The following is a 22694-nucleotide window of genomic DNA, read 5'->3' on the forward strand; positions in this document are numbered from 1 at the left end:
CTGACAAAGAAAGCAGACGATGGATTTACGCCTCGCCGTGTACCAACTCGCCTCGGCCCATGCGCTCGATGCCCAGCAAACCCGGCAGTTGCAGGAAGCGGCCGGTTTCCAGCGCGAACCGGCGCGCCTGGCCTACTGGCTGCCGCGCGGCGTGGCCGTGCTGGGCGCCGCGCTGCTGGGCATGGGCCTGATCTGCTGGGTCGCCGCCAACTGGGAAGACCTGGGCCGCATGGGCCGCTTCGCCCTGCTGCAAGGCGTGTTTGCCGCCGCCTGCGTGGGCGCCTTCGCCGTGCCCAAGGCGCGCATACCGCTGCTGCTGATGGCCTTGCTGGCCATCGGCGGCCTGTTCGCGTATTTCGGCCAGACCTACCAGACGGGCGCCGATCCGTGGCAGCTGTTCGCCCTGTGGGCCGTGCTGGCCTTGCCCCTGTGTTTAGTCGCGCGCAGCGACGTGCTGTGGACGCCTTGGATGCTGGTGCTGGCCACGGCCGCCGCCCTGTGGATGCAGGCGCATGCGCGCCACAGCTGGCGCATCGATTCGGCCGACCTGTCCATTTTCGTCAGCGGCTGGCTGGCCGTGCTGCTGGCCTGTGCGTTTGTCTCGCCCCTGCTGGCGCGCTGGACGGGCGCCGGTGTCTGGGCCTTGCGCCTGGGTCTGGTACTCGCCACCATCCTTATCACGGGCACGGCCGTCAGTGCCCTGTTCGGCAATGAGATCGAATCGCCGTACTGGGCCGGTCTCGGCTTGCTGGCCGTCGCCGCTGTCCTGCTGGCCACGCGCCGCTACTTTGACGTGTTCGGCCTGAGCGCCGTCGCGCTCGGTATCAATACCTTGCTGGTGGGAGGGCTGACGCACGTGCTGTTCAACGGTCATGGCGATGGCGTCGGCGCGCTGGCCACGCTGGGCTTGCTGGCAGCCGTGCTGCTGGCGCTGACCGTGCAAGGCATTCTGTGGCGCACGCGCCAGGAGGCGGCATGAGCAAGATGAACACTCAGCGCGACGATGCGCTCGGCACCCTGATCGACGATGCCACGCGCGCCGGCCTGTTGCCGCCCAACGCCAGCCGCCCCGTGCAGGATGTACGGCCGTGGCCGCTGGTGCTGATGACGGCCTTCGGTGCCTGGCTTGCCGCCATTCCCCTGATGATTGCGCTGGGCGTGGGCCTGGAAAGCGTCGTGCGCCACGGTCCCGGCGCGTATGTCGTGGCCGCCATCGTGCTGGTGGTGTCCGTCCTGCTGATCCGCACGCGCGGCGTGGCGCTGTTTGTCGAGCAGCTGGCCGTGCCCTGTCTGCTGGTGGGCGGCGGCTTGCTCGGCTACGCCTTGTACCGCGACTATTCCACGCAGACGGCGTCGCTGCTGCTGTGCCTGGCAACCCTGGTGGTGGCCGCCGCCTTGCCGCGCGACTGGCTGCGCGTGCTGCTGGGGCTGGTCGCCTGCGGCTTGCTGGGGCTGGGCATCGTCGACAGCACGCGCGACTGGATCTTCGATAACGATCCGACGCAACTGTATCTGGCCTGGATGCTGGCCCTGGCACTCTGGCTGGCGGCCCACTGGCTGCAGAAGCAAGCCTTCAACGATGGCCGCGGCGCGCCCATTGCCGCCTTCCTGGAATCGCTGTCGACGGGGTGGGTCCTGGCCATCTTGCTGGGGCTGGTCTTCTGGTCCGGCATGACCTTCATGCTGGGCGGTGCCTTGGGCGGCGGCTTCACGGGCGAAGTGGCGCGCGAAGTGAGCAGGCACCATGCCGGCGCCTGGTATGCGCAAGCGTTGAACGGCGTCTCGCTCGTGCTGGCCACGGCGGCGGCCGCCTGGACGGGCTGGCGCTGGCCGGCGCTGCGCCAGTTGCCCGCCATCGGCGTGGCCCTGGTGCTGATCGTGCTGGCGTGGTTCATGCCGGCGCTGGGCCCCGTGCTGCTGATCCTCGCGTATTGCGTGACGAGCGGGCGTACACGCGTGGCCGTCGCGGCCGCGCTGGCGGCGGCGTGGATCATCGGCAGCTTTTATTACCAGCTGGCCTGGCCGCTGGCCAGCAAGGCGGCGCTGCTGGCCGTGGCCGGCGCCGTGCTGTGCGCCCTGTCGTGGCTGGCCACGCGCGGCGCCGTGCTGCACCTGGTGGAAAGCAAACCGGCGGACGTGGCGGTCGAACGCCGCTTCTTGCGCCTGGGTGCGCTGGGCGGCTTGCTGCTGGTGCTGCTGGTGGCCAACATCGGCATCTGGCAGAAGGAGCAGCTGATCGCCAAGGGCGAGGCCATCTTCGTGGCGCTGGAACCCGTCGATCCCCGCTCGCTGATGCAGGGCGACTACATGCGCCTCAATTTCGTCAACCTGGGCGTCCTCTCCACGTTGGCCAGCGTGGAGCGGGCGCCGGGCCGTCCCTTCGTGGTGGCCCGGCGCGATGCGCGCGGCGTGGCCGAACTGCTGCGCCCTTACACGAGGGAGGCGCTGGCGCCCGGCGAATTTTTGCTCGAGCTGACGCCGAAGGATGGCAACTGGGTGCTGGTCAGCGATGCCTGGTTCTTCAAGGAAGGCGAGGCGGCGCGCTGGGAAAAGGCCCGTTACGGCGAGTTCCGCGTGCTGCCCGATGGCCGCGCCTTGCTGGTTGGCATGCGCGGGGAAGATTTACAGGCGCTGTAGCCGCTTGATTGCACAAACCAATGGCAGAATCCGGGGGCGTACCCTGAGGGTACGAGCCCAGCCTTTGCTATTGATGTGGCCGCATCCTGTAAAATTGCCCGATGGATAATATTACGCATTCGGTCATCGGCCTCGGGGTCGGCGAACTGGTACACCGCAGCCTGCCGCCCGAGCCGCAAGCCCCCGCACAGCGCACCCGGCGTGCGCTGTTTCTGTTTACGGCCTGGTTTGCCAGCAACGCGCCCGACCTGGATCTGGTGCTGACCAGGCTGCTGCCGCGTCCGTTCGGCTACATGCTGCACCACCGTGGCCACACGCATACCTTGCTGCTGGCCTTGCCGCAGGCGCTGCTGTTGCTGGCCCTGCTGTGGCTGTTGTGGCCCGGCGCGCGGCGCTTGCTCAAGGAGAGCGTGCCCGCCCGCATCGGTCTGGCGGCTTGTCTGCTGCTGGGATTTTGCTTGCACATGGGCATGGATTTCCTCAATTCCTATGGCTTGCACCCGTTTTATCCGTTCAACAGCCGCTGGCTGTATGGCGACATGGTCTTCATTGTCGAACCCATGTTCTGGGTGCTGCTGGGCGTGCCCGTGATCATGTCCTTGCGCTACGGTATCGTCAAAAGCGTGCTGCTGGCCGGATTGGCGGCGGCCCTGTGCTTCTTTACCTATAAAACCTACCTGGCGCCCGCCGCGCTGGCCGTGCTGCTGACGCTGGGCCTGGTGCTGGCCGTGCTGCAAGGGCGGGCCGGCGAGCGGGGGCGGGGACCGCTGCTGCTGGCCTTCGCGCTGGCGGCCACGTTTATCGGCACGCAGGGCGTGGCGTCGGCCATCGGCCGTACGCGCATCGAGGCGGCCGTGCAGCGGCTCGATCCGGGCACGCGCGTGTGGGACGTGGCGATGACGGCGTTTCCCAGCAATCCCCTGTGCTGGATCTATGTCTCGCTCGACAGCAAGACGGACGTGTACACCCTGCGGCGCGGCACCCTGAGCCTGCTGCCCGCAGCGCTGGCGCCCGCCGCCTGTCCGGCCGGGCTGGCGGAAACCAGCAAGCAAGGACGGCAACTGGCGCCCGGTATCGCCGTCTCCGCCCAGGCGGCGGGCAGCCTGGCCGCTCTGCGTGCGCTGCAGGAAGAAAATTGCTATGTCGACGCCTGGTTCCGCTTTGCCCGCATGCCCCGATTGAATGCGGACAAGCTGACGGACGTGCGTTTCAACCCCGGCATGTTGTCCAATTTCACGACCGTCGAGCTGCAGCAGTTCCGTGGCAGGCCGTGTCCCGCCTACGTGCCGGGCTGGGACCGCCCCCGTGCCGACATGCTGGCGCCGCCAGCGGCGCGCCCGTAGCGGATTTGTTGCCTTGTGGAAAAATATCATGTGTGCCCATACTTCTCTGTCGCCCAGCATGCGACAATTATCAATTCGGCATGGATGTCATTGAGTTAGGATTATCTTGGAAGAGCAACACGCCTTACCGTATCTGCGGGAAACCCTGCTGTTTCTCGCCCTGGCCGGGATTTTTATTCCGCTATTGCAACGCCTGAAAGTCAACCAGGTGCTCGGCTTCCTGGCCGTGGGCGCCCTGTTCGGCCCGTTCGGCTTCGGCCTGTGGGCCGGCGACTTCCCATGGCTGACGTATTTTTCCTTCGTGCGCGCCGAGCAGGTCAGCGGCCTGGCCGAGCTGGGCGTGATGTTTCTGATGTTCATGATCGGCCTGGAACTGTCGACGGAACGGCTGTGGGCGCTGCGGCGCTGGGTGTTCGGCGCGGGCGTGGGGCAGGTGGCCGTCAGCGCCTGCCTGATCGGCGGCGTCGCGTATTACTTCGGCCTGTCGCTGGAAGCGTCCATCGTGCTGGGCCTGGTGCTGTCGCTGTCGTCCACGGCCGTGGTGATGCAGCTGCTCACGGACCAGCGCTCCCTGCAGACGCCGGCCGGCCAGGCGGGCTTTTCCATTCTGATGTTCCAGGATCTGATGGTGGTGCCGCTGTTCATCCTGATCGACGTGTTCGCCAGCGGGCGCAGCGACGACCTGGCGTACCTGCTCAGCTTTGCGGCCGTGAAATCGGCGGGCGCCATCCTGCTGATCTATCTGCTGGGCCGCCGCGTGATTCGCCCGCTGTTCCAGTTTTTCGTCAAGAAACGCCAGCCCGACGTGTTCATGGCATTGACCCTGCTCAGCACCCTCGGCATCGCGGGCCTGACGTACCTGGCGGGCTTGTCGATGGCGCTGGGCGCCTTGCTGGCCGGCCTGCTGCTGGCGGAAACGGAATTTCGCCACGAAGTGGAAGTGACGATCGAGCCCTTCAAGGGTTTGCTGATGGGCCTGTTCTTCATGTCGGTGGGCATGCAGATCGACGTGCGCGAAATCCTCAAGTCGCCCATCCTGATTCCCCTGGCCGTGCTGAGCCTGTTTGCCTTGAAAACCCTCGTCATCAGCGTGATTTTCCGCATCGGCGGCTTTCACTGGGGGCGTGCCGTGGAAACGGGCGTGCTGCTGGGGCAGGGCGGCGAATTCGCCTTCATCGTCGTCGCGTATGCGCTCGGTACCAAGCTGATCGGCCCGCAGGTGGCGCAGTTCGTCATGCTGGTGGTGGGCCTGAGCCTGTTCGCCACGCCGGCGCTGGCCAAGGCGGCGCGCGCCTTCGGCAACTGGTGGGAACAGCGCCACCACCATCAGCTGGCCGACCTGGCGCACGGCGCGCTGCCGCCGCAGGGCAGCACCGTCATCATCGCCGGTTTCGGCCGGGTGGGGCAGTTGCTGGCTAAGGTGCTGACGGAGCAGGATATCGCCTATGTGGCGATTGAAAACGATGCACGGCTGGTGACGACCCTGCATCCGCGCGGCTTTCCCGTGTATTTCGGCGATGCGTCGCGCGCGGAACTGCTGCAAAAGGTCAATGCCGACCGGGCCGCAGCCGTCGTGCTGACGATGGACCATGCGGCCTCCGTGCTGCATGCCGTCAAATCGATCCGCCGCGAATATCCGCAGTTGCCCGTGTATGCACGCGCCCGCGACGAGGCGCATGCGGTGGCCCTGATCCAGGCGGGCGCCACCCTGGTCGTGCCCGAGGCGCTGGAGTCGGCGCTGCAGCTGACGGCCACCGTGCTGCACACGGTGGGCCTGTCGGAAGCGCGCACGACGGACATCGTGCAAGCGGAGCGCGACCGGCGCAATGCCGTGCTGCTGGCGAAAAAATTGTCGTAGGGAAAACCTTCGCACAAACGTGCGTGTCGCCGTGCTTTGTGAATTATCTATACAATAATAGTATATGAGCACACTACCCACATGAAAGCCGCGACGAAGAGCGGCGCGGCACCCCTGACGCCGCAGCAACTGGCGGCGCAGGAAACGCAGCAAAAATTTGGCAAGCCCGAGCGGGGCTGGCGCGAGCGGGTGTACACCGTTATTTTCGAGGCGGAAACGCGCACGGGCCGCGCCTTCGACCTGCTGCTGATCGCCGCCATCCTGATCAGCGTGACGGTGGTCGTGCTCAGCAGTGTCGCCTCCGTGGCCGAGCGCTACGGCGCCTGGCTGACGGCGCTCGAATGGTTTTTCACCATTTTATTTACCATCGAATATTTCGCCCGCCTGTCGTGCCTGCAGCATCCGGTGCGCTACGCCAAGAGTTTTTTCGGCGTCATCGACTTGCTGGCCATCGTGCCGACCTACATCGGCTTGCTGCTGCCGGGTGCGCACGTGCTGATCGACGTGCGCATTTTGCGGCTGCTGCGCATGTTCCGTATCCTCAAGCTCACGTCGTATGTGCATGAATACACGGTGCTGGGGCGGGCCTTGCTGGCCAGCCGGCGCAAGATCCTCATTTTCTTGTCTTTTGTCATGATGGTGGTCTTTCTGCTGGGTACTGTGATGTATGTCGTGGAAGGGCCCGATAACGGTTTCAGCAGTATTCCCACGTCGATTTATTGGGCCATCAGCACCATGACCACGGTCGGTTTCGGCGATATCACGCCGCGCACCGACATCGGGCGCACCATCGCTTCGCTGATGATGCTGCTCGGCTGGGGCATCCTGGCCGTGCCTACCGGCATTATCAGTGCCGAAATGACGGTGCAGCGCAGCTCCAAGCTGGTCACCACGCGTACCTGCCCCACGTGTCTGAAAGAAGGGCTCGATGACGATGCCAATTTCTGCAAGAACTGCGGGGTTGCATTGCCGCCGCTGGCACGTGATTAATTCATAACCCTATTTACTTTACTTTGTTAAGGCCAACATGATTCCAGTTCGCCTGATCGCGACGGGCAAAGCCTTGCCGTCGCATAGTGTGACTTCCGCCAGCCTGGACCTGAAATTGGGGCATCCGGATGGCTATACCCTGCGCAAGAGCGGCGTGCTGTCGCGCTTTGTCGCCGCGCCCGATGAATCGCAAAGCCAGCTGGGCGCCGCCGCCCTGCTCGACGCGCTGAAGAATGCCAGCCTGCGTCCGGCCGACATCGACTTGCTGATCTGCGCCTGCGGCGTGCCCGAGCAAGCCTTGCCGAATACGGCCTGCTTCGTGGCCGAACATGCCGGTTTGCCGCCAGGCACGCAAAGCTTCGACGTCAACGCCAGCTGCCTCAGTTTCATGGCCGCCTTCCGCGTGGCCGCGTCCATGCTGGCCGGCGGCGCCTACCGCCGCATCGCCATCGTCTCGTCGGACCTGGCCTCGCGCGGGGTCGACTGGAGCGAACCGGAAGCGTCGATGATCTTTGGCGACGGCGCCGCCGCCGTCATCGTCGAGCGGGGTGACGGCAGCGCCGGCATCCGCGCCTACAAGATGGGCACGTATCCGGAAGGGCGGCGCTACTGCGAAATCCGCGGCGGCGGTACCGAGCGCAACCCCCGCAACGGCTGCGAACCGGGCGACTACCTGTTCCGCATGGATGGCAAGGCCGTGTTCCGCCTGGCCGTCAAGGTGATGCCGGATTTCCTGACGGAACTCATGCAGGAATCGGGCGCGGGACTGGATAAAATCGACGTGGTCGTGCCGCACCAGGCCAGCCCGCTGGGCCTCGCGCATGCGGCGCGCATCCTCGACGTTCCCGATGCTAAAATCATCAAGATCTTTGAAACGCATGGCAACCAGGTGGCCGCGTCCCTGCCCACCGCCCTGCACGAGGCGGTGATGACGGGGCGGGCAGTGGCAGGCCAGCGTTTGCTGATGATGGGTACGGCCGCGGGCCTGACCATCGGCGGCATGATTCTTGACCTGTGAAGGTGGTGCGATGAGGCGGATACTGGTCACGGGAGCGACGGGCGGCTTGGGGCGCAATGCCGTGCGCACCCTCCTGGCGCAGGGCGTGGAAGTGCGCGCCACGGGCCGCAACGCCGCCGTGGGCCGCGAGCTCGAACGCATGGGCGCGCAATTCGTGGCGCTCGACCTGGCGCAAGCTACGCCGCGCCAGGTCGACGAGCTGGTGCGCGGCATGGACACCGTCTGGCACTGCGCCGCGCTGTCCTCGCCGTGGGGCGCGGAGCGCGACTTCATCGCCGCCAACGTCACGGCCACGGCCCAGCTGTTGCGCGCGGCCGCCAGCCTGCACGTGGCGCGCTTCGTGCACATCTCCACCCCGGCCATCTATTTCGACTACCGCAACCGCTACGAGGTGCCGGAAACCTTCCGCCCCGACGCTTTCGTCAACGCGTACGCGCGTTCGAAAGCGATGGCGGAAAAACTGGTGCAGGAGTGCGTCGACCGCCACCGCGGCATGACGTGCGTGATCCTGCGCCCGCGCGCCATCTTCGGCCCGCACGACCAGGTGCTGATCCCGCGCCTGGCGAGGGTGCTGCAGGAGCGCGGCGGCAAGCTGCCGCTGCCCAATGGCGGCGCGGCCACCATCGACGTCACCTATGTCGACAATGTCGTGCACGCGATGTGGCTGGCCACCGTGCACAAGACCATCGCTTCGGGCGCCGCCTTCAACATCACGAACGGCGAGCCGGCGCGCCTGTGCGACATCTTGCGCAGCCTGTTCTGCGACCATCTGCAGCAGCCGTTCGAAATCGTCAGCGTGCCTTATCGCGTGCTGGCGCTGGCGGCGCGCCTGATGCAGTTCGCCTCGCGCTTCACGCGCCGCGAGCCCTCATTGACGCCCTACAGCATCGGCGCGCTCAGTTTTGACATGACGCTCGATAACGCCAAGGCGCGCAAGGTGCTCGGCTACCGTCCCGTCGTCAGCCTGCAGGACGGCATCGCCCGCACGGCGCAGTGGATGCGCCAGGAAGCGGCGGCGCACAAGGTGGGCAAGGAGCGCAATGGCTAGCATCACCGCATTTCGCGTCGGCCACTGCACCCATCCGTCGTGCATGGTCTTGAAAGGCAGCGGGCTGGCCAGCCGCTGCTTCCCTTCGCGCGCCTACCTGATCGAAACGCGCGCGGGCCTGTACCTGTGGGACACGGGGTATGCCGAGCACTTCCGCGCCGCCACGTCGAAAGGCGTCTACCGCATGTATGCGTGGGTCACGCCCATCTCGTTCGACGAGAACGAGTCACTACATGGCCAATTGCGCGCGCATGGCGTATCGCCCGGCGACATCCACACCTTGCTGCTGTCGCACTTCCACGCCGACCATATCGCCGGCCTGCGCGATTTTCCCGGTGCGCGGCTGATGGCCTCCAAAACGGGCTGGGACGCCGTGCGCGGCTTGTCCGGCGTGTCCGCCGTGCGCCAGGCCTTCGTGCCCGAGCTGCTGCCGAACGATATCTCTGACCGCCTGGATTTCGTGGAAAGCGTGCCCGAGACGGCCTTGCCGGCGGCCCTGCTGCCGTTTACGCACGGGCGCGACGTCAGCGGCACGGGCGAGATCTACATCGTCGACTTGCCCGGCCACGCCATCGGCCACCTGGGCGCCTTCGTGCTGCAGGACGGGGGCTGGACCCTGCTGGCGTCCGACGCGGCCTGGGTGCCGGAAAGCTTCCAGCAGCTGCGCGGACCGTCGGAACTGTCGTTCCTTATCCAGCACAAGCGCGCGCCGTATTATGAGACGTTGAAGCGCCTGCACCAGCTGCACCAGTCGGGCCAGGCGCAGATCCGCATCACGCATGAAGACAGCAACGATTATTTGCCAGTGGCGGGCCGCCCGTGAAGCGAATTTTCTGGCTGTTGCTGTCGTACTGGCGCACGCGCCGCCTGCGTTTCGCAAGCCGCGCGCAGCTCGACGCCTACCAGCGGGAGCAACTGGCCCGTTTCATCGACGTGCTGTGCGCGCGCAGCGCTTACTTCGCCCCGTTCCGCGATCTGCCGCTGGCGCGGTGGCCGACGATGAACAAGGCCTTGATGCTCGAGCATTTCGACGCCATGAACACCGAGGGCGTCACCCTGGCGCAGGCGATGGACGCGGCCATGGCGGCCGAGCATAGCCGCGACTTCACGCCCGCGGTGGGCGACATCACGGTGGGGCTATCCTCTGGCACGTCGTCGCGACGCGCCGTGTTTACCGTCAGCCCCCGCGAAAAGGCCCAATGGGCGGGCGTGATGCTGGCCAAGGCGCTGCCCGACGGCCTGTTTTCCGGCGAAAAGGTGGCGCTGTTCCTGCGCGCGAACAGCAATCTGTACACGGCAGTGCGCTCGCCGTGGCTCACGTTTGCCTTTTACGACCTGTTCGCACCGTTCGACAGCCTGTGCGCGCAGCTGGCGCACTATCAACCGTCCGTCATCGTCGCGCCGGCCCAGGTGCTGCGCCAGCTGGCGCTGCGCGTCATCGACGGCAGCCTGGTGCTGGCGCCGAAAAAAGTCATCTCCGTGGCTGAAGTGCTGGAAGCGCAGGACCGCGCGCTGATCGTGCAGGCGTTCGGCGCCGTGCATGAAATCTATCAGGCGACCGAGGGTTTCCTCGCCAGCAGCTGCGAACACGGCGTGCTGCACCTGAACGAGGAATACGTGCACATCGAGCCGCAATGGCTCGATGCGGAACAGCGTCGTTTTGTGCCCGTGATTACGGATTTCACGCGCATCACGCAGCCCATCGTGCGCTATCGCCTGGACGATATCCTGGTCGCGCGCGCCACGCCATGCCCGTGCGGCCGCGCCACGCGCGCCATCGACGGCATCGAAGGGCGCTGCGACGACATGCTGCTGCTTCCGTCTGCACGCGGCGGCGCCGCCGTCGCCGTGTTTGCCGACGTGCTGACGCGCGCGTTCGCGCAAGCCTTGCCGGCGGACGCCGACTACCGCCTGCTGCAGTCGGGCGATTGCGCCCTGCAGCTGCATGCGGCCCTCGACGACGCTGGCCTGGCTGCCTTGCGCGATCACCTGGCAACGGTGCTGCGCGGCCTGGCCGTGGCCGTCGACAGCCTGGCCTGGACGACGAGCGGCGAATTGCCTCCCTTTGACCCCACCATGAAACGGCGCCGCATCCGGCGCCTTGCGACTGCATGAATCCTTCTTCCATGACCGTACGCTGCCGCCTGCTGCATTTGCTGGCCGGCTGGGGCAGCGTCGGCCTCGTGTATTTTTCCAGCGACCTGCTGCAAGGGCAGGGCGTGCTGCTGCCGGAAACGGCGCTCGACCGCGCCATTCCCTACACGGACGCCGCCATCTGGCTGTACTTGTCGTTCTTCATCCTGATTCCGTACGCCTACCTGGCGGCCGATGCGGCGAGGGTGCGCTGGCTGGCGCGCGCCATGGCGCTTTCCGCCGTCATGTGCGGCGTGGTCTTCCTGCTGTATCCGACGACGCTCGCGTATCCGCCCGTGGGCGAGGGCAGTGCCTGGAGCACGCAGGCGCTGCGCATGCTGCAGGCGGCGGACTCCGCGCAAAATTGCCTGCCCTCGCTGCATGGCGCCCTGACATTGCTGTGCGTGTGGGCCTTGTGCGACAAGCGCCATCTGCTGCGCTCCGCGCTGGCGCTGGTGCTGGGCGTGGCCATTTGCTACGCCATCATCGCGCTGCGCCGGCACGTGAGCATCGACCTGGCCGCCGGCCTGTTGGTCGGCATCGCTGGCGGCATGCTGGCGAAAATGCAGGTATTCTGGACTGCTCACCGCGTCATTTCTACTGAAACCGCATCATGATGAACCCCTTTGCCCTCTCTTTCCTTGTCATGCTGGCCTTCGTGCTGGCCGAATTGCTGATCCTCAAATGGGTACGCAAGACCCCCGTGCCGTGGAAGGACGTGATCTTCAACCTCAATTCCGGCCACATATTGATGTGGGTGTTCCGCGGCGTGGAAGTGGCGGCCTTCGCCCTGCTGCTGCGCCATGTGAACCTGCACATCGTCGACCAGTGGCCCGTGGCCGCGCAGTGGGTGTTCGCATTCTTTGCCTGGGATTTGTGCTTTTACTGGATGCACCGGCTGCACCATAAGATCCCCTTGCTGTGGGCCGTGCACGTGGTGCACCACCAGGGCGAGCATTTCAACCTGTCGCTGGGCGTGCGCAATTCCTGGTATTCGTCGCTGACGAATTTCCCCTTCATCGCCATCCTGGCCGTGCTGGGCGTGCCGCTGGAAATCTTCCTTGTCGTCTCGTCCCTGCATTACACGGTGCAGTTCTATAACCACAATGCGCTGGTGAACAAGTCCGGCATTCTCGATAGCTTCATGGTCACGCCCTCGCACCACCGCGTGCACCATGGCACGGACAAACGCTACATCAACCGCAATTTCGGCGGTACCCTGCTGCTGTGGGACAGGCTGTTCGGCAGCTTCCAGCCCGAACTCGAAGGCGTGGAAATGCGCTATGGCGTGAAGGGCATGACGCAAACGCATAATCCGCTCCTGGCCAGCAACGGCAAGCTGTTCAAGTGGCTGCGCGCGCGCTTTCCCCACTGGCAGTCGCGCGGCACTTTCGAGGTGCCCGAACTGTTCATCGGCATCGGCGGCGTGATCCTGTTTGGCCTCGTGATCTATTACGTCAACCACGAAGCGGTGCTGGCCGGCGCGCAGCAAGCGATCCTGTTCGCGCTGATTTTTGGCGGCACCTTGGCGCTGGGCGGCCTGTCGGATGCGCGCCGCTGGGGCGCCATCGCCTGGGTCGCCATCGCCGTGGCCATGCCGGCCCTGTATCTGGGCTGGTATGGCGCGCGCGACGTGTGGGGCATGGTGTTCCTGGCCGCGCTGCTGGCGCATGGCCTCGACGGCGCGCGCCGCCTGTGGTGGCCGGCCGCGGCGGGGACGCGCGCGTGACGCCTGTGCCTTCCCTGCCGCCGCTGCGCTTCCAGCCCGCCCGTGATTCCGCCTTCCGCCGCGAACTGCGCGCGCGCGCCGACGCCTACCTGGCCAGCGAGGGAAAGCACCGCTTCGGCGACTGGCGCCTGCACGCGAAAACCGTGTTCCTGGCCGCGCTGACGGCGGGGCTGTATGCGCTGGCCTTGAGCGCCGGCAGCACCTGGCCGTTTGTCGCCAGCTATGTCGCCTGCCTGGTCGCGGCCATGGCGCTGGCCATGAATACCCTGCACGACGCGGCCCACAGCGCCGTCTTCCGCCAGGGACGCCTGAATCGCATCCTGATCCGCCTCGTGGGCTTGCCCGTAGGCGTGGACACGGATTTCTGGACCATCCGCCACGTGCATTTCCATCACACGTATGCGAACGTGGAAGGCTATGACCTCGATACGGAGCCGAACCCCTTCCTGCGCCAGACGCCGTTCCAACGCTGGGCGCCCCAGTACCGCTATCAATACCTGTATTGGCCCGTGGTGGCGGCCCTGTCGCTGCCGTATCTGAACTGGTATGGCGACTGGCTGGACCGCTTCGGCAAGACGCCCGTGGCCGCGCACAGCCGCTTGCAGGGCTGGCGCGGCTGGCTGTCGTTCCTGGGCTGGAAGCTCGGTCACGTGGCGCTGGTGCTGGCGCTGCCCATGTGGGTGCTGCAGCAGCACGGCATCGGCTGGGGCGTGGTGCTGGGCGCGTATTTCGTGGGCCAGATGCTCGCCTCGTGCGCGCTGGTGGCGCTGATCCTCGGCACGCACTGGGCTGAAGTGGAGTTTTTCCAGCCGGGGCAGGACGGCACCTTGCCGCACGACTGGTACCAGCACACGTTTTACACGGCCTGCGACTGGACGCCGAAGCCGCGCGCGTTGCGCTGGCTCGGTTACTGGCTCGGCGGATTGAATTTGCACCTGACGCACCATCTGTTCCCCACCTGGAGCCACCGCCACTACCCGGCGCTGGCGCGCATCCTGGCCGAACTGGCCCCGCGCCACGGCCTTGTGTACCGCGAACTTGGTTACGGCCAGCTGCACGCCTCGCAGCAGCAATTTCTGCGCGCCATGGGCCAGCCACCCGCCCAGTCCTGACGAATCGTGCTTGACTAGGATTCTGTTTCGTCTTACATTTCTGTAACGACAGAAATAAGAGAAAACCATGGAATTGAGTCCGACCACGCAGAAGTACATTCTCCATTGGGGGGAAATGGGCACCCGCTGGGGCGTCAACCGCACGGTGGCGCAGATCCACGCGCTGCTGTTCCTGGCCAACGAACCGCTGACGGCGGAAGACATCGCGGCCAGCCTGAACGTGGCCCGCTCGAACGTCAGCAACAGCCTGAAGGAATTGCAAAGCTGGGGCCTGGTCCGCATCACGCACGTGATGGGGGACCGGCGCGACCATTTCCTCGCCCTGCAGGATGTGTGGGAAATCTTCCGCGTCATCATGGAAGAGCGCAAGCGGCGCGAGATCGACCCCACCCTGACGGTGCTGCGCGAATGCGCAATCGAGGGCGAGCACGATGCGGCGATACCGCCGGAAACGCTGGCGCGCATGGGCGAAGTGCTGGCCTTCCTGGAAATGCTCAGCGCCACCTACAGCGACTATAAAAACCTGCCGCCGGCGACCCTGCAGCGCATGCTATCCATGGGCGGCAAGGTGGCCAAGTTCCTCAGCCCGGACGACAAGCCGGGCAAGCAGGGAAAAGCATGAGCGGCCCCTCCGAAGGAGAGCTGTTCAAGAAGGTCATGGGCGAGCGATGGCTCGCCCTGCACCCGGACATCCGCCGCCGCTTCGAGAAAAATCCCGCGCCGGGCCAGCCCCTGTATTACCGGGGCGAGCTCAGTGAGCTCACGAGCTCGCGCCTGGGCAAGGTGCTGGGCTGGCTCACGCGCCCCTTCATCGACGGCGCCCTGATCCCGCATGACGATCACGACTTCCCCGTCGATATCGAAGTGTATTCGCGCCCCGGCTGCCCCTTCATCTTCAAGCAGCGCACCTACCGCCTGCATGGCCGCGCGCCGATCCGCTTCACGTCCTACATGGCCGAAAGCGCAAAAGGCGAAGTGCTCGAATACGTGGGCATGGGCCTGGGCATGAAGCTGGTGCTGCACGTCGAGGATGGCAATCTGCATTTCACCAGCGATGGCTATTTTTGGGATCTTTTCGGCTGGCGCATGCCGCTGCCCGGCGTGCTCACGCCCGGCAAGACGTATCTGTGCCACCGCAACGACACGCCGCAGCAGTTCAATATCCGCATCGAGATCCGCCACGCCCTGTTCGGCACCACGTTTACCCAGGTCGGCGTGTTCCGCGAATCCGCCGCACCGGAAACCCACAAGGAGACACCATGAATACGCATCTGCTGGCCCTGCAACTGATGGCGGCGCAAGGCTGCCTGGGCGCCTTCGACACCATCTATCACCATGAAATCACGGAGGCGCTGCCGCAAAAGGCCTCGGCGCGCCTGGAGCTGACCATCCATGCCACGCGCGCGCTGATCTACAGCCTGCTGTTCGTGGGCCTGGCGGCCTGGGAATGGCATGGCGCCTGGGCCTGGGTGCTGGTGATCGTGTTTGGCGTGGAAATCGTGCTGACCCTGTGGGATTTCGTCGTCGAAGACCAGACCCGCCTCTTGCCCGCCACGGAGCGGGTCACGCACACGGTGCTGGCGATCAATGCGGGCGCCTTCATCGCCCTGCTGGCCCTCAACAGCAGCGAATGGGCGACCTTGCCGACGGCCCTCGTATGGCAGCCGTACGGCTGGCTCAGCGTCTTCCTCGCCCTGTGCGGCGTGGGCGTGGGCCTGTCCGGCCTGCGCGACGCGTATGCCGTGTGGCAGCTGGGACGGCGCAAGGTGCAGGAGACAGCGGAGCAAGAGGAGCGCCTGCATTTTGCCGCCGCGCCGCAGTCCGTGCTGGTGACGGGCGCCACGGGTTTCATCGGCCAGCAGCTGGTCAGCGCCTTGCTGGCCGACGGCCATGCGGTGACGGTGCTGACGCGCCAGCCGAAACAGGCCGCGTGGACGTTTAACGGCCAGGTGCGCTGCATTCGGTCGTTCGACGAGCTGGCGGATGCACGGCGCATCGACATGGTGGTCAACCTGGCCGGCGCGCGCATCGTCGGCAAGCGCTGGACGGATGCGCGCAAGGCGGCCCTGCGCCGCAGCCGCGTGGCGCTGACGCAGGACCTGGTGGCGTGGATCGCCCGCGCGCAGCACAAGCCGAGGGTACTGCTGTCGGCGTCGGCCATCGGCTACTACGGCGTGCAGCCGCAGGGCGACGCGACGGAATTGACGGAGGAGAGCGCGCCGCAAGCCATCTTCATGTCGCAGCTGTGCCAGGAATGGGAAGCGGCCGCGCGCCAGGCGGAGAAATTTGGCGTGCAGGTGGGCTGCATGCGCTTCGGTCTCGTCTTCGGCCACCAGGGTTCGCTGCCGCAGATGCTGCTGCCGGTCCGTTTCGGCGTGGGGGGCCCGCTGGGCAGCGGCAAGCAGTGGGTCACGTGGGTGCATGTGCGCGACGTCATCCGCGCCATCGCCCATCTGGCGCGCCGCAGCGAACAGGGCGCCGTGAGCGGCGCGTATAACTTCTGCGCGCCGGAAGCGATCGAGCAGCGCCGCTTTGCCCAGGTGGCGGGCACCGTGCTGCACCGCCCCAGCGTCGTGCCCACGCCGGCCTTCGTCATGCGCGCCTTGCTGGGCGAGCAGGCAGACTTGCTGGTGGAAGGCCAGCGGGTCGCCCCGCGCCGCCTGCTGGACGACGGATTCAGCTTCCGTTATCCGCAGCTGGAAGGGGCGCTGCGCAGTTTGTGACGTGGGGTGGTATCGCGTTGCTCCGGGCGTAGAATAGGCATGCTCCGGGGTCAGACCCGGCGGGTCTGACCCCACAGGAGAAATCCATGCCCCGCTTCAGCCATACGATAGACAGTCATGTTTACCAGTTTGCCAGCCTGAAGGAGCTGCTGGCCAAGGCCACGCCGCCGCGTTCGGGCGACGTGCTGGCCGGCGTGGCGGCCGCCAGCGCGCGCGAGCGGGTGGCGGCGCAACTGGCGCTGGCCGAGGTGCCGCTGTTAACCTTTCTCAATGAGGCGCTGGTGCCGTATGAAGGCGATGAAGTCACGCGCCTGATCATCGACACCCACGCGCGCGCCGCGTTCGCGCCCATTTCCCATCTGTGCGTAGGCGACTTTCGCGACTGGCTGCTCGACGACGCGACGGACACGCCCACGCTGTCGCAGGTGGCCGCCGGCATCACGCCGGAAATGGCGGCCGCCGTCTCGAAAATCATGCGCCTGCAGGACCTGGTGCTGGTGGCCCGCAAGTGCCGTGTCGTCACGGCTTTCCGCAATACCCTGGGCCTGGAAGGGCGTCTGTCCGCGCGGCTGCAGCCGAACCACCCGACGGATGACGCCACGGGGATTGCCGCATCGATGCTCGATGGCTTGATGCTGGGCAGCGGCGACGCCGTGATCGGCATCAATCCCGCCACCGACAATGTGGCGCAGGTGGTCTCGCTGCTGCACCTGCTCGACGCCGTCATAGCTCAATATCAAATTCCCACGCAGACCTGCGTGCTGACACACATCACCAATACGCTCGAGGCGATCCGTCGCGGCGCACCCGTCGACCTGGTGTTCCAGTCGGTGGCGGGCACGCAGGCGGCCAACCGCAGCTTCGGCATCGACCTGGCCCTGCTGGCCGAGGGACAGGCGGCGGCCCTGTCGCTGGGGCGCGGCACGGTGGGCAGCAACGTCATGTATTTCGAGACGGGGCAGGGCAGCGCCCTGTCGGCCGGCGCCCACCACGGCATGGACCAGCAGACGTGCGAGGCGCGCGCCTATGCGGTGGCGCGCGCGTATCAGCCGCTGCTGGTCAATTCCGTGGTGGGCTTTATCGGCCCCGAATACCTGTACGACGGCAAGCAGATCATGCGCGCGGGGCTGGAAGACCATTTTTGCGCCAAGCTATTGGGCCTGCCCATGGGCTGCGACGTGTGCTACACCAACCACGCGGAAGCGGACCAGGACGACATGGATGCCTTGCTGACCATGCTGGGTGTGGCCGGCTGCAATTTCATCATGGGCGTGCCGGGCGCGGACGACATCATGCTCGGCTACCAGAGCACCTCGTTCCACGACGCCCTGTATGCGCGCCGCGTGCTGGGCCTGCGTCCCGCGCCCGAATTCGCGGCCTGGCTGGCACGCATGCAGATCACGGATGCGCAGGGAAATCTGAACGTGGCGCTGGCGCCGGCCTTCCAGGCGGCCCTGCTGCGCCTGGACGATTAGGGAGCATACATGGACGAGAAAACCCCGTGGCAAACGCTGCGCGCGCATACGGCGGCGCGCATCGCGCTGGGACGCCGCGGCGTGAGCGTGCCGACCAGGGCGCAGCTGGCGTTCCAGCTGGCCCACGCGCAGGCGCGCGACGCCGTGCACCTGGCCCTCGATGGCGAAGCCCTGGCGCGCGACTTGGCCGCGCAGGGGCAAGCCAGCGTGCATCTGCACAGCGCCGCCGCCACGCGTGCCGACTATCTGCAACGCCCCGACCTGGGGCGCCGGCTCGACGATGCTTCACGGGCGCGCCTGGCCGCTGGTACGACGGGAGTGGACCTGGCGCTGGTGGCGGCCGACGGCCTGTCGGCGCTGGCGATACAACGCCACGCGGCGCCGTTCCTGGCCGCTTTGCGCGCACGGCTGGCGCTGGAAGCATGGACGTTGTCGCCACTGCACATCGTGGCGCAGGGGCGGGTGGCCGTCGGCGACGAGGTGGGCGAATTGATCAAAGCGCGGGCCGTGCTGGTGCTGATCGGCGAGCGGCCGGGCCTCAGTTCCCCGGACAGCCTGGGCCTGTACCTGACGTGGGCGCCGACAGTGGGCTTGCTGGACGAGCGCCGCAACTGCATCTCGAACGTGCGCCCCGAGGGGCTGGCGTATGCGCCGGCCGCGTACCGGCTGCACTACCTGCTGTCGCAGGCGTTCAGCCGGCAGTTGTCGGGCGTGGACTTGAAGGATGAAACGGTGGAAGAGGGCGCGGCCCTGGCGGGCGCGCGCAACTTCCTGCTGGCGTGATCAGACTTCGCGGATTTCGTCGAGCGGCCAGCGCGGGCGCACGTTGAACGAGTAATCGTGCTTGGCGGCGTCGGGGTTGATCTGCAGGCGCATGGCGCCGGCAAAGGCGATCATGGCGCCGTTGTCGGTGCAGAATTCCAGCTCCGGGTAATACACTTTAAAACGCTTCTTGGCGGCGGCCGCGTTGAGCGAGGCACGCAGCTGCGCGTTGGCGCCCACGCCGCCGGCGATCACCAGGCGTTTCAAGCCCGTGTGCTTGAGGGCCGACACGCATTTGGCCGTCAGCACGTCGACGATGGCGTCGACGAAGCCGCGCGCGATATTCGCCTTGTCCTGCTCGCAGATATTGGCGATGACTTTTTCTTCATGGTTTTTCACCACCGTCAGCACGGCCGTCTTCAGGCCGGAAAAGCTGAAGTTGAAATCCTTCGAGTGCAGCATGGGGCGCGGCAGTTTATATGCCAGCGGGTCGCCGAATTCGGCCAGGCGCGAAATGGCGGGGCCGCCCGGGTAACCGAGTCCCAGCAGCTTGGCCGACTTGTCGAACGCCTCGCCGGCCGCATCATCGAGGGTTTCGCCCAGCATCGTGTACTGACCCACGCCATCGACGCGCATCAGCTGCGTGTGGCCGCCCGACACCAGCAGGGCGATGAAGGGGAATTCCGGCGGCTCGGACGCCAGCAGCGGCGACAGCAAATGGCCTTCCAGGTGGTGGATGCCCAGCACCGGCTTGTTGATGGCCAGGCCCAGGCTGCAGGCGACGGACGATCCCACCAGCAGCGCGCCGGCCAGTCCCGGACCCTGCGTGTAGGCGATGGCATCGATTTCGGACAGGCCGATGCCGGCCTTCGTCAGGGTCTCTTCGAGCAGCGGGATGGCGCGTCGGATATGGTCGCGCGACGCCAGTTCCGGCACCACGCCGCCGTACTGCTCGTGCATGGCGACTTGCGAATAGAGGGCGTGCGACAGCAGGCCGCGTTGCGTGTCGTACAAGGCCAGGCCGGTTTCGTCACAGGAGGATTCGACGCCAAGAACAATCATGAAGGTACTGAATAGGGAGGAGTAATCCGCCATTGTAAAGGAAAGCCGGGCAGTCCACCGTGCGGCCGGCGCACCATTTCGGCGGCAGTGTGCACTTGCGCAGTGCGGCGCGTGCCGGTTTTGCCCGCGATTCCGACTGCTTTGCGCCTGTACCGGTACTGGCACCGCTCTTGCTTAGGCAAGCGTGTGCCTTTTTCAAGGGAGCTTGCGATGCCGGAACAATGGAAAATGATTTGCCGCCTGAAGGACATGCCGCTGGCGGGCGCGCGCATGGTACAGCGGGGGCTGGCGTGGCAGGATTTGCCCGGCGTGGCGCTGTTTCGCGCGGTGGATGATACGGTCTACGCGCTGCTCGACACGGTGCCCTGCCTGGGCGGCCCGCTGGCGCAGGGGGTGCTGATGGAGAAAAACCTGATGGGGCCGAAGAACGGCTGGATCATCGAGCTCGATTCGGGCCGCCTGGTGGCGCCCGTGCAGGGCATGGCGCGCATGTACGCCGTGCGCATCCTCGACGGGCGCGTCTACCTGGACGTCAATGAACTCAATATCCCGGCCAGCAAGGCGGAGCAGGCGCTGGCGGGATCGTTCGCCGTGCTGCCGCATGTGCAGATGGCGTGATGAAGGGAAAAGCAAAAACGGCGCACAGGGCGCCGTTCTTTGTCTGCAGTGATGTGTCGGCTTACGCGCTACGCGCTAAGCCGACCTACGTATTGACGCGGCCAGCCGGGTAGGTCGGATTAGGCCCACAGGGCCGTAATCCGACAACATCGTTGGCCGTAATGTTTTACGCCGGGCGATTGAGCAGGTGCGCATGCGCGTCGCGCAGCATGGTGGCCGTCGTATCCCAGTCGATGCAGCCGTCCGTGACGGAGCAGCCGTAGGTCAGTTGCGACAGGTCTTGCGGGATCTTCTGGTTGCCGCCGACGATGTTCGATTCGATCATCACGCCCACCAGCGAGCGGTTGCCCTGGCGGATCTGGTTGACCACGTCGCCCATCACCAGCGGCTGCAGCTCCGGCTTTTTATAGCTGTTCGCGTGCGAGCAGTCGACCACCAGGTTGGCGGGCAGCTTGGCCTTGGCCAGTGCCTGTTCGGCGATGGCGATCGAGACGGAATCGTAGTTCGGGCGGCCGTCGCCGCCGCGCAGCACCACGTGGCCATACGCGTTGCCGCGCGTGCGCACGATGGCGACGTTGCCTTCGGCGTTAATGCCCAGGAAGGAGTGCGGGTGCGCCGACGACAAAATCGCGTTGACGGCGATGCTGATGTCGCCATCGGTGCCGTTCTTGAAGCCGACCGGGGTCGACAGGCCCGACGACATTTCGCGGTGCGTCTGCGATTCTGTCGTGCGCGCGCCGATGGCGGTCCAGGCGATCAGATCGCCCAGGTATTGCGGCGAGATGGGGTCCAGCGCTTCGGTGGCGGTGGGCAGGCCCAGTTCGCACACGTCGAGCAGGAACTGGCGCGCCTTTTCCATGCCTTCGTTGACCTTGAACGAATCGTCCATGTACGGGTCGTTGATGTAACCCTTCCAGCCCGTGGTGGTACGCGGTTTTTCGAAATACACGCGCATCACCAGCAGCATCGTATCCTTGACTTCCTCTTGCAGCGCTTTCAGGCGGCGCGCGTAATCGAGGCCGGCGACGGGGTCGTGGATCGAGCACGGACCGACGACGACGAACAGGCGCTGGTCCTTGCGGTCGATGATGTTGCGCAGCGCTTCGCGGCCGCGGCTGACGGTGTCGAAGGCGCTTTCCGACAGGGGCAGCTTGGCGTGCAGTTCGGCCGGTGTCGGCATGGGCGCGAAAGAGGTGACGTTGATATTTTCGATGTCTGGCGTATTCATGATTCTGGCTCGGCTTTCGCTATTGCGTTCTTTAAGAGGCAATAGTGTAGCGGAAATGCGGCCTGGCGGCGGGGTTGGGGCCAAAACGGAATGCATGAGTTGTTTTTATGGCAGGGCCGGCACGCCGCCGGCCCCATGCTCTCGGACGCTCAATGGCCGCTGGCCAGGCTGGTGCCAACGCTGTAGCGGGCGACGCGCTGGTAGTTGCCAGCCAGCTCGGGCGGCCGGGGCAGGCCGGGATGGCGCCGCACGTGCGCGAGGATGGCCGTTTCATGCTGGCGTATCTGTGCGTCCAGACAAGCGATTTGCTGGCACAACAGGGCGTGCAGCGCATGCTGGCCAGCCTGCAGATGGGCGTCGAGGCGCGCCGACTCCTGCTTGCGCACGCCTGCGATGGCATGCAGGCGGCGCAGCCACAAGCGCAGTTCCACGTAGGCGGGCGAGGGCGGCGTCCAGCCAGCGGGGCGTTTGTCCTCGCAGTAATTGGCCAGCACCACGGCGCCGTGCGCCGCATCCTCGGGCAAACCTTGACTGCGCAGATAGTCTGCCAGCTGCGCGGGCTGGGCATCGCAGACCAGCATGCCCATGTCGGCCAGCATGCGTGCTGGCGTCTCGCTGTACGGGGCGTCGAGGCGCATGCAGACGCGCAAGCCCATGACGGGCACGTCGTTCCTTTGCAGCCAGCTGCGCAGCCAGCGGTAGCCGGCCACGTCGTTTTCCAGCACCTTGCACAGCACATCGCCGCCCGAGCGCAGCACGGCTTTCAGCAGCAGTTTGCCCGTTTCGATGCCGACGAAGGCCGTTTCCTGTTTGATCGCGTGTTCCATGATGAGTTCCCCCTGTGCAGTCTTATACGCAGCGGCGGCGCGTTTGGATGCAGGCGCGAAGCACATTCATCAAAAAAATAGCTGGAAAGACTGTTGCATCGGCGCCTATGGCATCCGCCAGCCCGTCTGCA

21 protein-coding genes are annotated in these 22694 nt (G+C 65.9%); 18 read left to right on the plus strand and 3 right to left on the minus strand.

Going from position 1 to position 22694, the window contains the following annotated elements; all coding sequences use genetic code 11:
* The first annotated feature begins 19 nt into the window (after positions 1–19).
* From IGS60_RS02790 to eutC, 17 genes are all read left to right on the plus strand, one after another.
* On the plus strand, positions 20–979 hold the full coding sequence (locus tag IGS60_RS02790) for a DUF2157 domain-containing protein (protein ID WP_230502233.1): 960 nt from the start codon (positions 20–22) through the stop codon (positions 977–979).
* Positions 976–2637, plus strand: coding sequence for a GDYXXLXY domain-containing protein (locus IGS60_RS28305; protein WP_268993876.1), 1662 nt, complete (start codon positions 976–978; stop codon positions 2635–2637). Before IGS60_RS02790 ends, IGS60_RS28305 begins: the two co-directional genes overlap by 4 nt.
* A gap of 101 nt (positions 2638–2738) precedes the next feature.
* A complete protein-coding gene (locus IGS60_RS02810; protein ID WP_230502235.1) occupies positions 2739–3980 on the plus strand; it encodes a metal-dependent hydrolase in 1242 nt (413 codons plus the stop codon).
* A 106-nt stretch (positions 3981–4086) separates the two neighbouring features.
* Entirely contained in the window at positions 4087–5838 is a 1752-nt protein-coding gene (locus IGS60_RS02815; RefSeq protein ID WP_070287752.1) for a cation:proton antiporter, read from the plus strand.
* A gap of 81 nt (positions 5839–5919) precedes the next feature.
* Positions 5920–6828 carry an ion transporter gene (locus tag IGS60_RS02820; protein ID WP_230502237.1) on the plus strand — a complete coding sequence of 303 codons (909 nt, stop codon included), beginning with the start codon at positions 5920–5922 and terminating at the stop codon, positions 6826–6828.
* Between the two features lie 37 nt (positions 6829–6865).
* Positions 6866–7846 carry a 3-oxoacyl-[acyl-carrier-protein] synthase III C-terminal domain-containing protein gene (locus tag IGS60_RS02825; RefSeq protein WP_070287756.1) on the plus strand — a complete coding sequence of 327 codons (981 nt, stop codon included), beginning with the start codon at positions 6866–6868 and terminating at the stop codon, positions 7844–7846.
* A 10-nt stretch (positions 7847–7856) separates the two neighbouring features.
* A complete protein-coding gene (locus IGS60_RS02830) occupies positions 7857–8894 on the plus strand; it encodes an NAD(P)-dependent oxidoreductase (protein WP_121670388.1) in 1038 nt (345 codons plus the stop codon).
* A complete protein-coding gene (locus IGS60_RS02835; protein WP_230502240.1) occupies positions 8887–9717 on the plus strand; it encodes an MBL fold metallo-hydrolase in 831 nt (276 codons plus the stop codon). Before IGS60_RS02830 ends, IGS60_RS02835 begins: the two co-directional genes overlap by 8 nt.
* Entirely contained in the window at positions 9714–11009 is a 1296-nt protein-coding gene (locus IGS60_RS02840; RefSeq protein ID WP_230502242.1) for a F390 synthetase-related protein, read from the plus strand. The genes IGS60_RS02835 and IGS60_RS02840 overlap by 4 nt, the downstream gene beginning before the upstream one ends.
* A gap of 11 nt (positions 11010–11020) precedes the next feature.
* On the plus strand, positions 11021–11644 hold the full coding sequence (locus tag IGS60_RS02845) for a phosphatase PAP2 family protein (RefSeq protein ID WP_230502244.1): 624 nt from the start codon (positions 11021–11023) through the stop codon (positions 11642–11644).
* Complete coding sequence (locus IGS60_RS02850; RefSeq protein ID WP_083287504.1) at positions 11641–12756, plus strand: sterol desaturase family protein; 1116 nt, start codon at positions 11641–11643, stop codon at positions 12754–12756. Before IGS60_RS02845 ends, IGS60_RS02850 begins: the two co-directional genes overlap by 4 nt.
* Positions 12753–13868 (plus strand): acyl-CoA desaturase, encoded by a 1116-nt coding sequence (locus tag IGS60_RS02855; RefSeq protein ID WP_230502247.1) that lies wholly within the window; start codon positions 12753–12755, stop codon positions 13866–13868. Before IGS60_RS02850 ends, IGS60_RS02855 begins: the two co-directional genes overlap by 4 nt.
* Positions 13869–13935: 67 nt before the next feature.
* The gene (locus IGS60_RS02860; protein ID WP_230502249.1) at positions 13936–14490 is read left to right on the plus strand and encodes a GbsR/MarR family transcriptional regulator; all 555 of its coding nucleotides are present in this window, start codon (positions 13936–13938) and stop codon (positions 14488–14490) included.
* A complete protein-coding gene (locus tag IGS60_RS02865) occupies positions 14487–15131 on the plus strand; it encodes a DUF4166 domain-containing protein (RefSeq protein WP_230502251.1) in 645 nt (214 codons plus the stop codon). The genes IGS60_RS02860 and IGS60_RS02865 overlap by 4 nt, the downstream gene beginning before the upstream one ends.
* Complete coding sequence (locus tag IGS60_RS02870; protein WP_230502253.1) at positions 15128–16591, plus strand: TIGR01777 family oxidoreductase; 1464 nt, start codon at positions 15128–15130, stop codon at positions 16589–16591. The genes IGS60_RS02865 and IGS60_RS02870 overlap by 4 nt, the downstream gene beginning before the upstream one ends.
* Before the next feature lie 86 nt (positions 16592–16677).
* Entirely contained in the window at positions 16678–18066 is a 1389-nt protein-coding gene (locus IGS60_RS02875) for an ethanolamine ammonia-lyase subunit EutB (RefSeq protein ID WP_230502255.1), read from the plus strand.
* Between the two features lie 9 nt (positions 18067–18075).
* Complete coding sequence (gene eutC / locus IGS60_RS02880; protein WP_230502257.1) at positions 18076–18849, plus strand: ethanolamine ammonia-lyase subunit EutC; 774 nt, start codon at positions 18076–18078, stop codon at positions 18847–18849.
* Here the strand turns inward: eutC and tsaD are convergent, their stop codons facing one another.
* Complete coding sequence (gene tsaD / locus IGS60_RS02885) at positions 18850–19890, minus strand: tRNA (adenosine(37)-N6)-threonylcarbamoyltransferase complex transferase subunit TsaD (RefSeq protein ID WP_099409665.1); 1041 nt, start codon at positions 19888–19890, stop codon at positions 18850–18852.
* Positions 19891–20100: 210 nt separating this feature from the next.
* Here tsaD and IGS60_RS02890 point away from each other — a divergent pair, with 210 nt between their 5' ends.
* A complete protein-coding gene (locus tag IGS60_RS02890) occupies positions 20101–20508 on the plus strand; it encodes a nitrite reductase (NAD(P)H) small subunit (protein WP_230502258.1) in 408 nt (135 codons plus the stop codon).
* Positions 20509–20674: 166 nt separating this feature from the next.
* On the opposite strand, the gene IGS60_RS02895 is transcribed toward IGS60_RS02890, so the two are convergent.
* Together IGS60_RS02895 and IGS60_RS02900 are read right to left on the minus strand one after the other, a co-directional pair.
* Entirely contained in the window at positions 20675–21736 is a 1062-nt protein-coding gene (locus IGS60_RS02895; protein ID WP_070223112.1) for a 3-deoxy-7-phosphoheptulonate synthase, read from the minus strand.
* A 149-nt stretch (positions 21737–21885) separates the two neighbouring features.
* On the minus strand, positions 21886–22563 hold the full coding sequence (locus IGS60_RS02900) for a hypothetical protein (RefSeq protein WP_230502260.1): 678 nt from the start codon (positions 22561–22563) through the stop codon (positions 21886–21888).
* Between the last annotated feature and the right edge of the window lie 131 nt (positions 22564–22694).

The sequence above is a fragment of the Janthinobacterium sp. FW305-128 genome, from assembly GCF_020858135.1.
Lineage (GTDB): Bacteria > Pseudomonadota > Gammaproteobacteria > Burkholderiales > Burkholderiaceae_D > Janthinobacterium.

Excerpts from the sequence above, each read along its gene's own strand:
- IGS60_RS02810 (WP_230502235.1), top strand. The coding sequence starts at position 2,739 with ATGGATAATATTACGCATTCGGTCATCGGCCTCGGGGTCGGCGAACTG.
- IGS60_RS02875 (WP_230502255.1), top strand. The coding sequence starts at position 16,678 with ATGCCCCGCTTCAGCCATACGATAGACAGTCATGTTTACCAGTTTGCC.
- IGS60_RS02895 (WP_070223112.1), bottom strand. The coding sequence starts at position 21,736 with ATGAATACGCCAGACATCGAAAATATCAACGTCACCTCTTTCGCGCCC.
- tsaD (WP_099409665.1), bottom strand. The coding sequence starts at position 19,890 with ATGATTGTTCTTGGCGTCGAATCCTCCTGTGACGAAACCGGCCTGGCC.
- IGS60_RS02860 (WP_230502249.1), top strand. The coding sequence starts at position 13,936 with ATGGAATTGAGTCCGACCACGCAGAAGTACATTCTCCATTGGGGGGAA.
- IGS60_RS28305 (WP_268993876.1), top strand. The coding sequence starts at position 976 with ATGAGCAAGATGAACACTCAGCGCGACGATGCGCTCGGCACCCTGATC.
- IGS60_RS02890 (WP_230502258.1), top strand. The coding sequence starts at position 20,101 with ATGCCGGAACAATGGAAAATGATTTGCCGCCTGAAGGACATGCCGCTG.
- IGS60_RS02845 (WP_230502244.1), top strand. The coding sequence starts at position 11,021 with ATGACCGTACGCTGCCGCCTGCTGCATTTGCTGGCCGGCTGGGGCAGC.
- IGS60_RS02825 (WP_070287756.1), top strand. The coding sequence starts at position 6,866 with ATGATTCCAGTTCGCCTGATCGCGACGGGCAAAGCCTTGCCGTCGCAT.
- IGS60_RS02830 (WP_121670388.1), top strand. The coding sequence starts at position 7,857 with ATGAGGCGGATACTGGTCACGGGAGCGACGGGCGGCTTGGGGCGCAAT.
- IGS60_RS02900 (WP_230502260.1), bottom strand. The coding sequence starts at position 22,563 with ATGGAACACGCGATCAAACAGGAAACGGCCTTCGTCGGCATCGAAACG.
- IGS60_RS02870 (WP_230502253.1), top strand. The coding sequence starts at position 15,128 with ATGAATACGCATCTGCTGGCCCTGCAACTGATGGCGGCGCAAGGCTGC.
- eutC (WP_230502257.1), top strand. The coding sequence starts at position 18,076 with ATGGACGAGAAAACCCCGTGGCAAACGCTGCGCGCGCATACGGCGGCG.
- IGS60_RS02850 (WP_083287504.1), top strand. The coding sequence starts at position 11,641 with ATGATGAACCCCTTTGCCCTCTCTTTCCTTGTCATGCTGGCCTTCGTG.
- IGS60_RS02820 (WP_230502237.1), top strand. The coding sequence starts at position 5,920 with ATGAAAGCCGCGACGAAGAGCGGCGCGGCACCCCTGACGCCGCAGCAA.
- IGS60_RS02790 (WP_230502233.1), top strand. The coding sequence starts at position 20 with ATGGATTTACGCCTCGCCGTGTACCAACTCGCCTCGGCCCATGCGCTC.
- IGS60_RS02835 (WP_230502240.1), top strand. The coding sequence starts at position 8,887 with ATGGCTAGCATCACCGCATTTCGCGTCGGCCACTGCACCCATCCGTCG.
- IGS60_RS02865 (WP_230502251.1), top strand. The coding sequence starts at position 14,487 with ATGAGCGGCCCCTCCGAAGGAGAGCTGTTCAAGAAGGTCATGGGCGAG.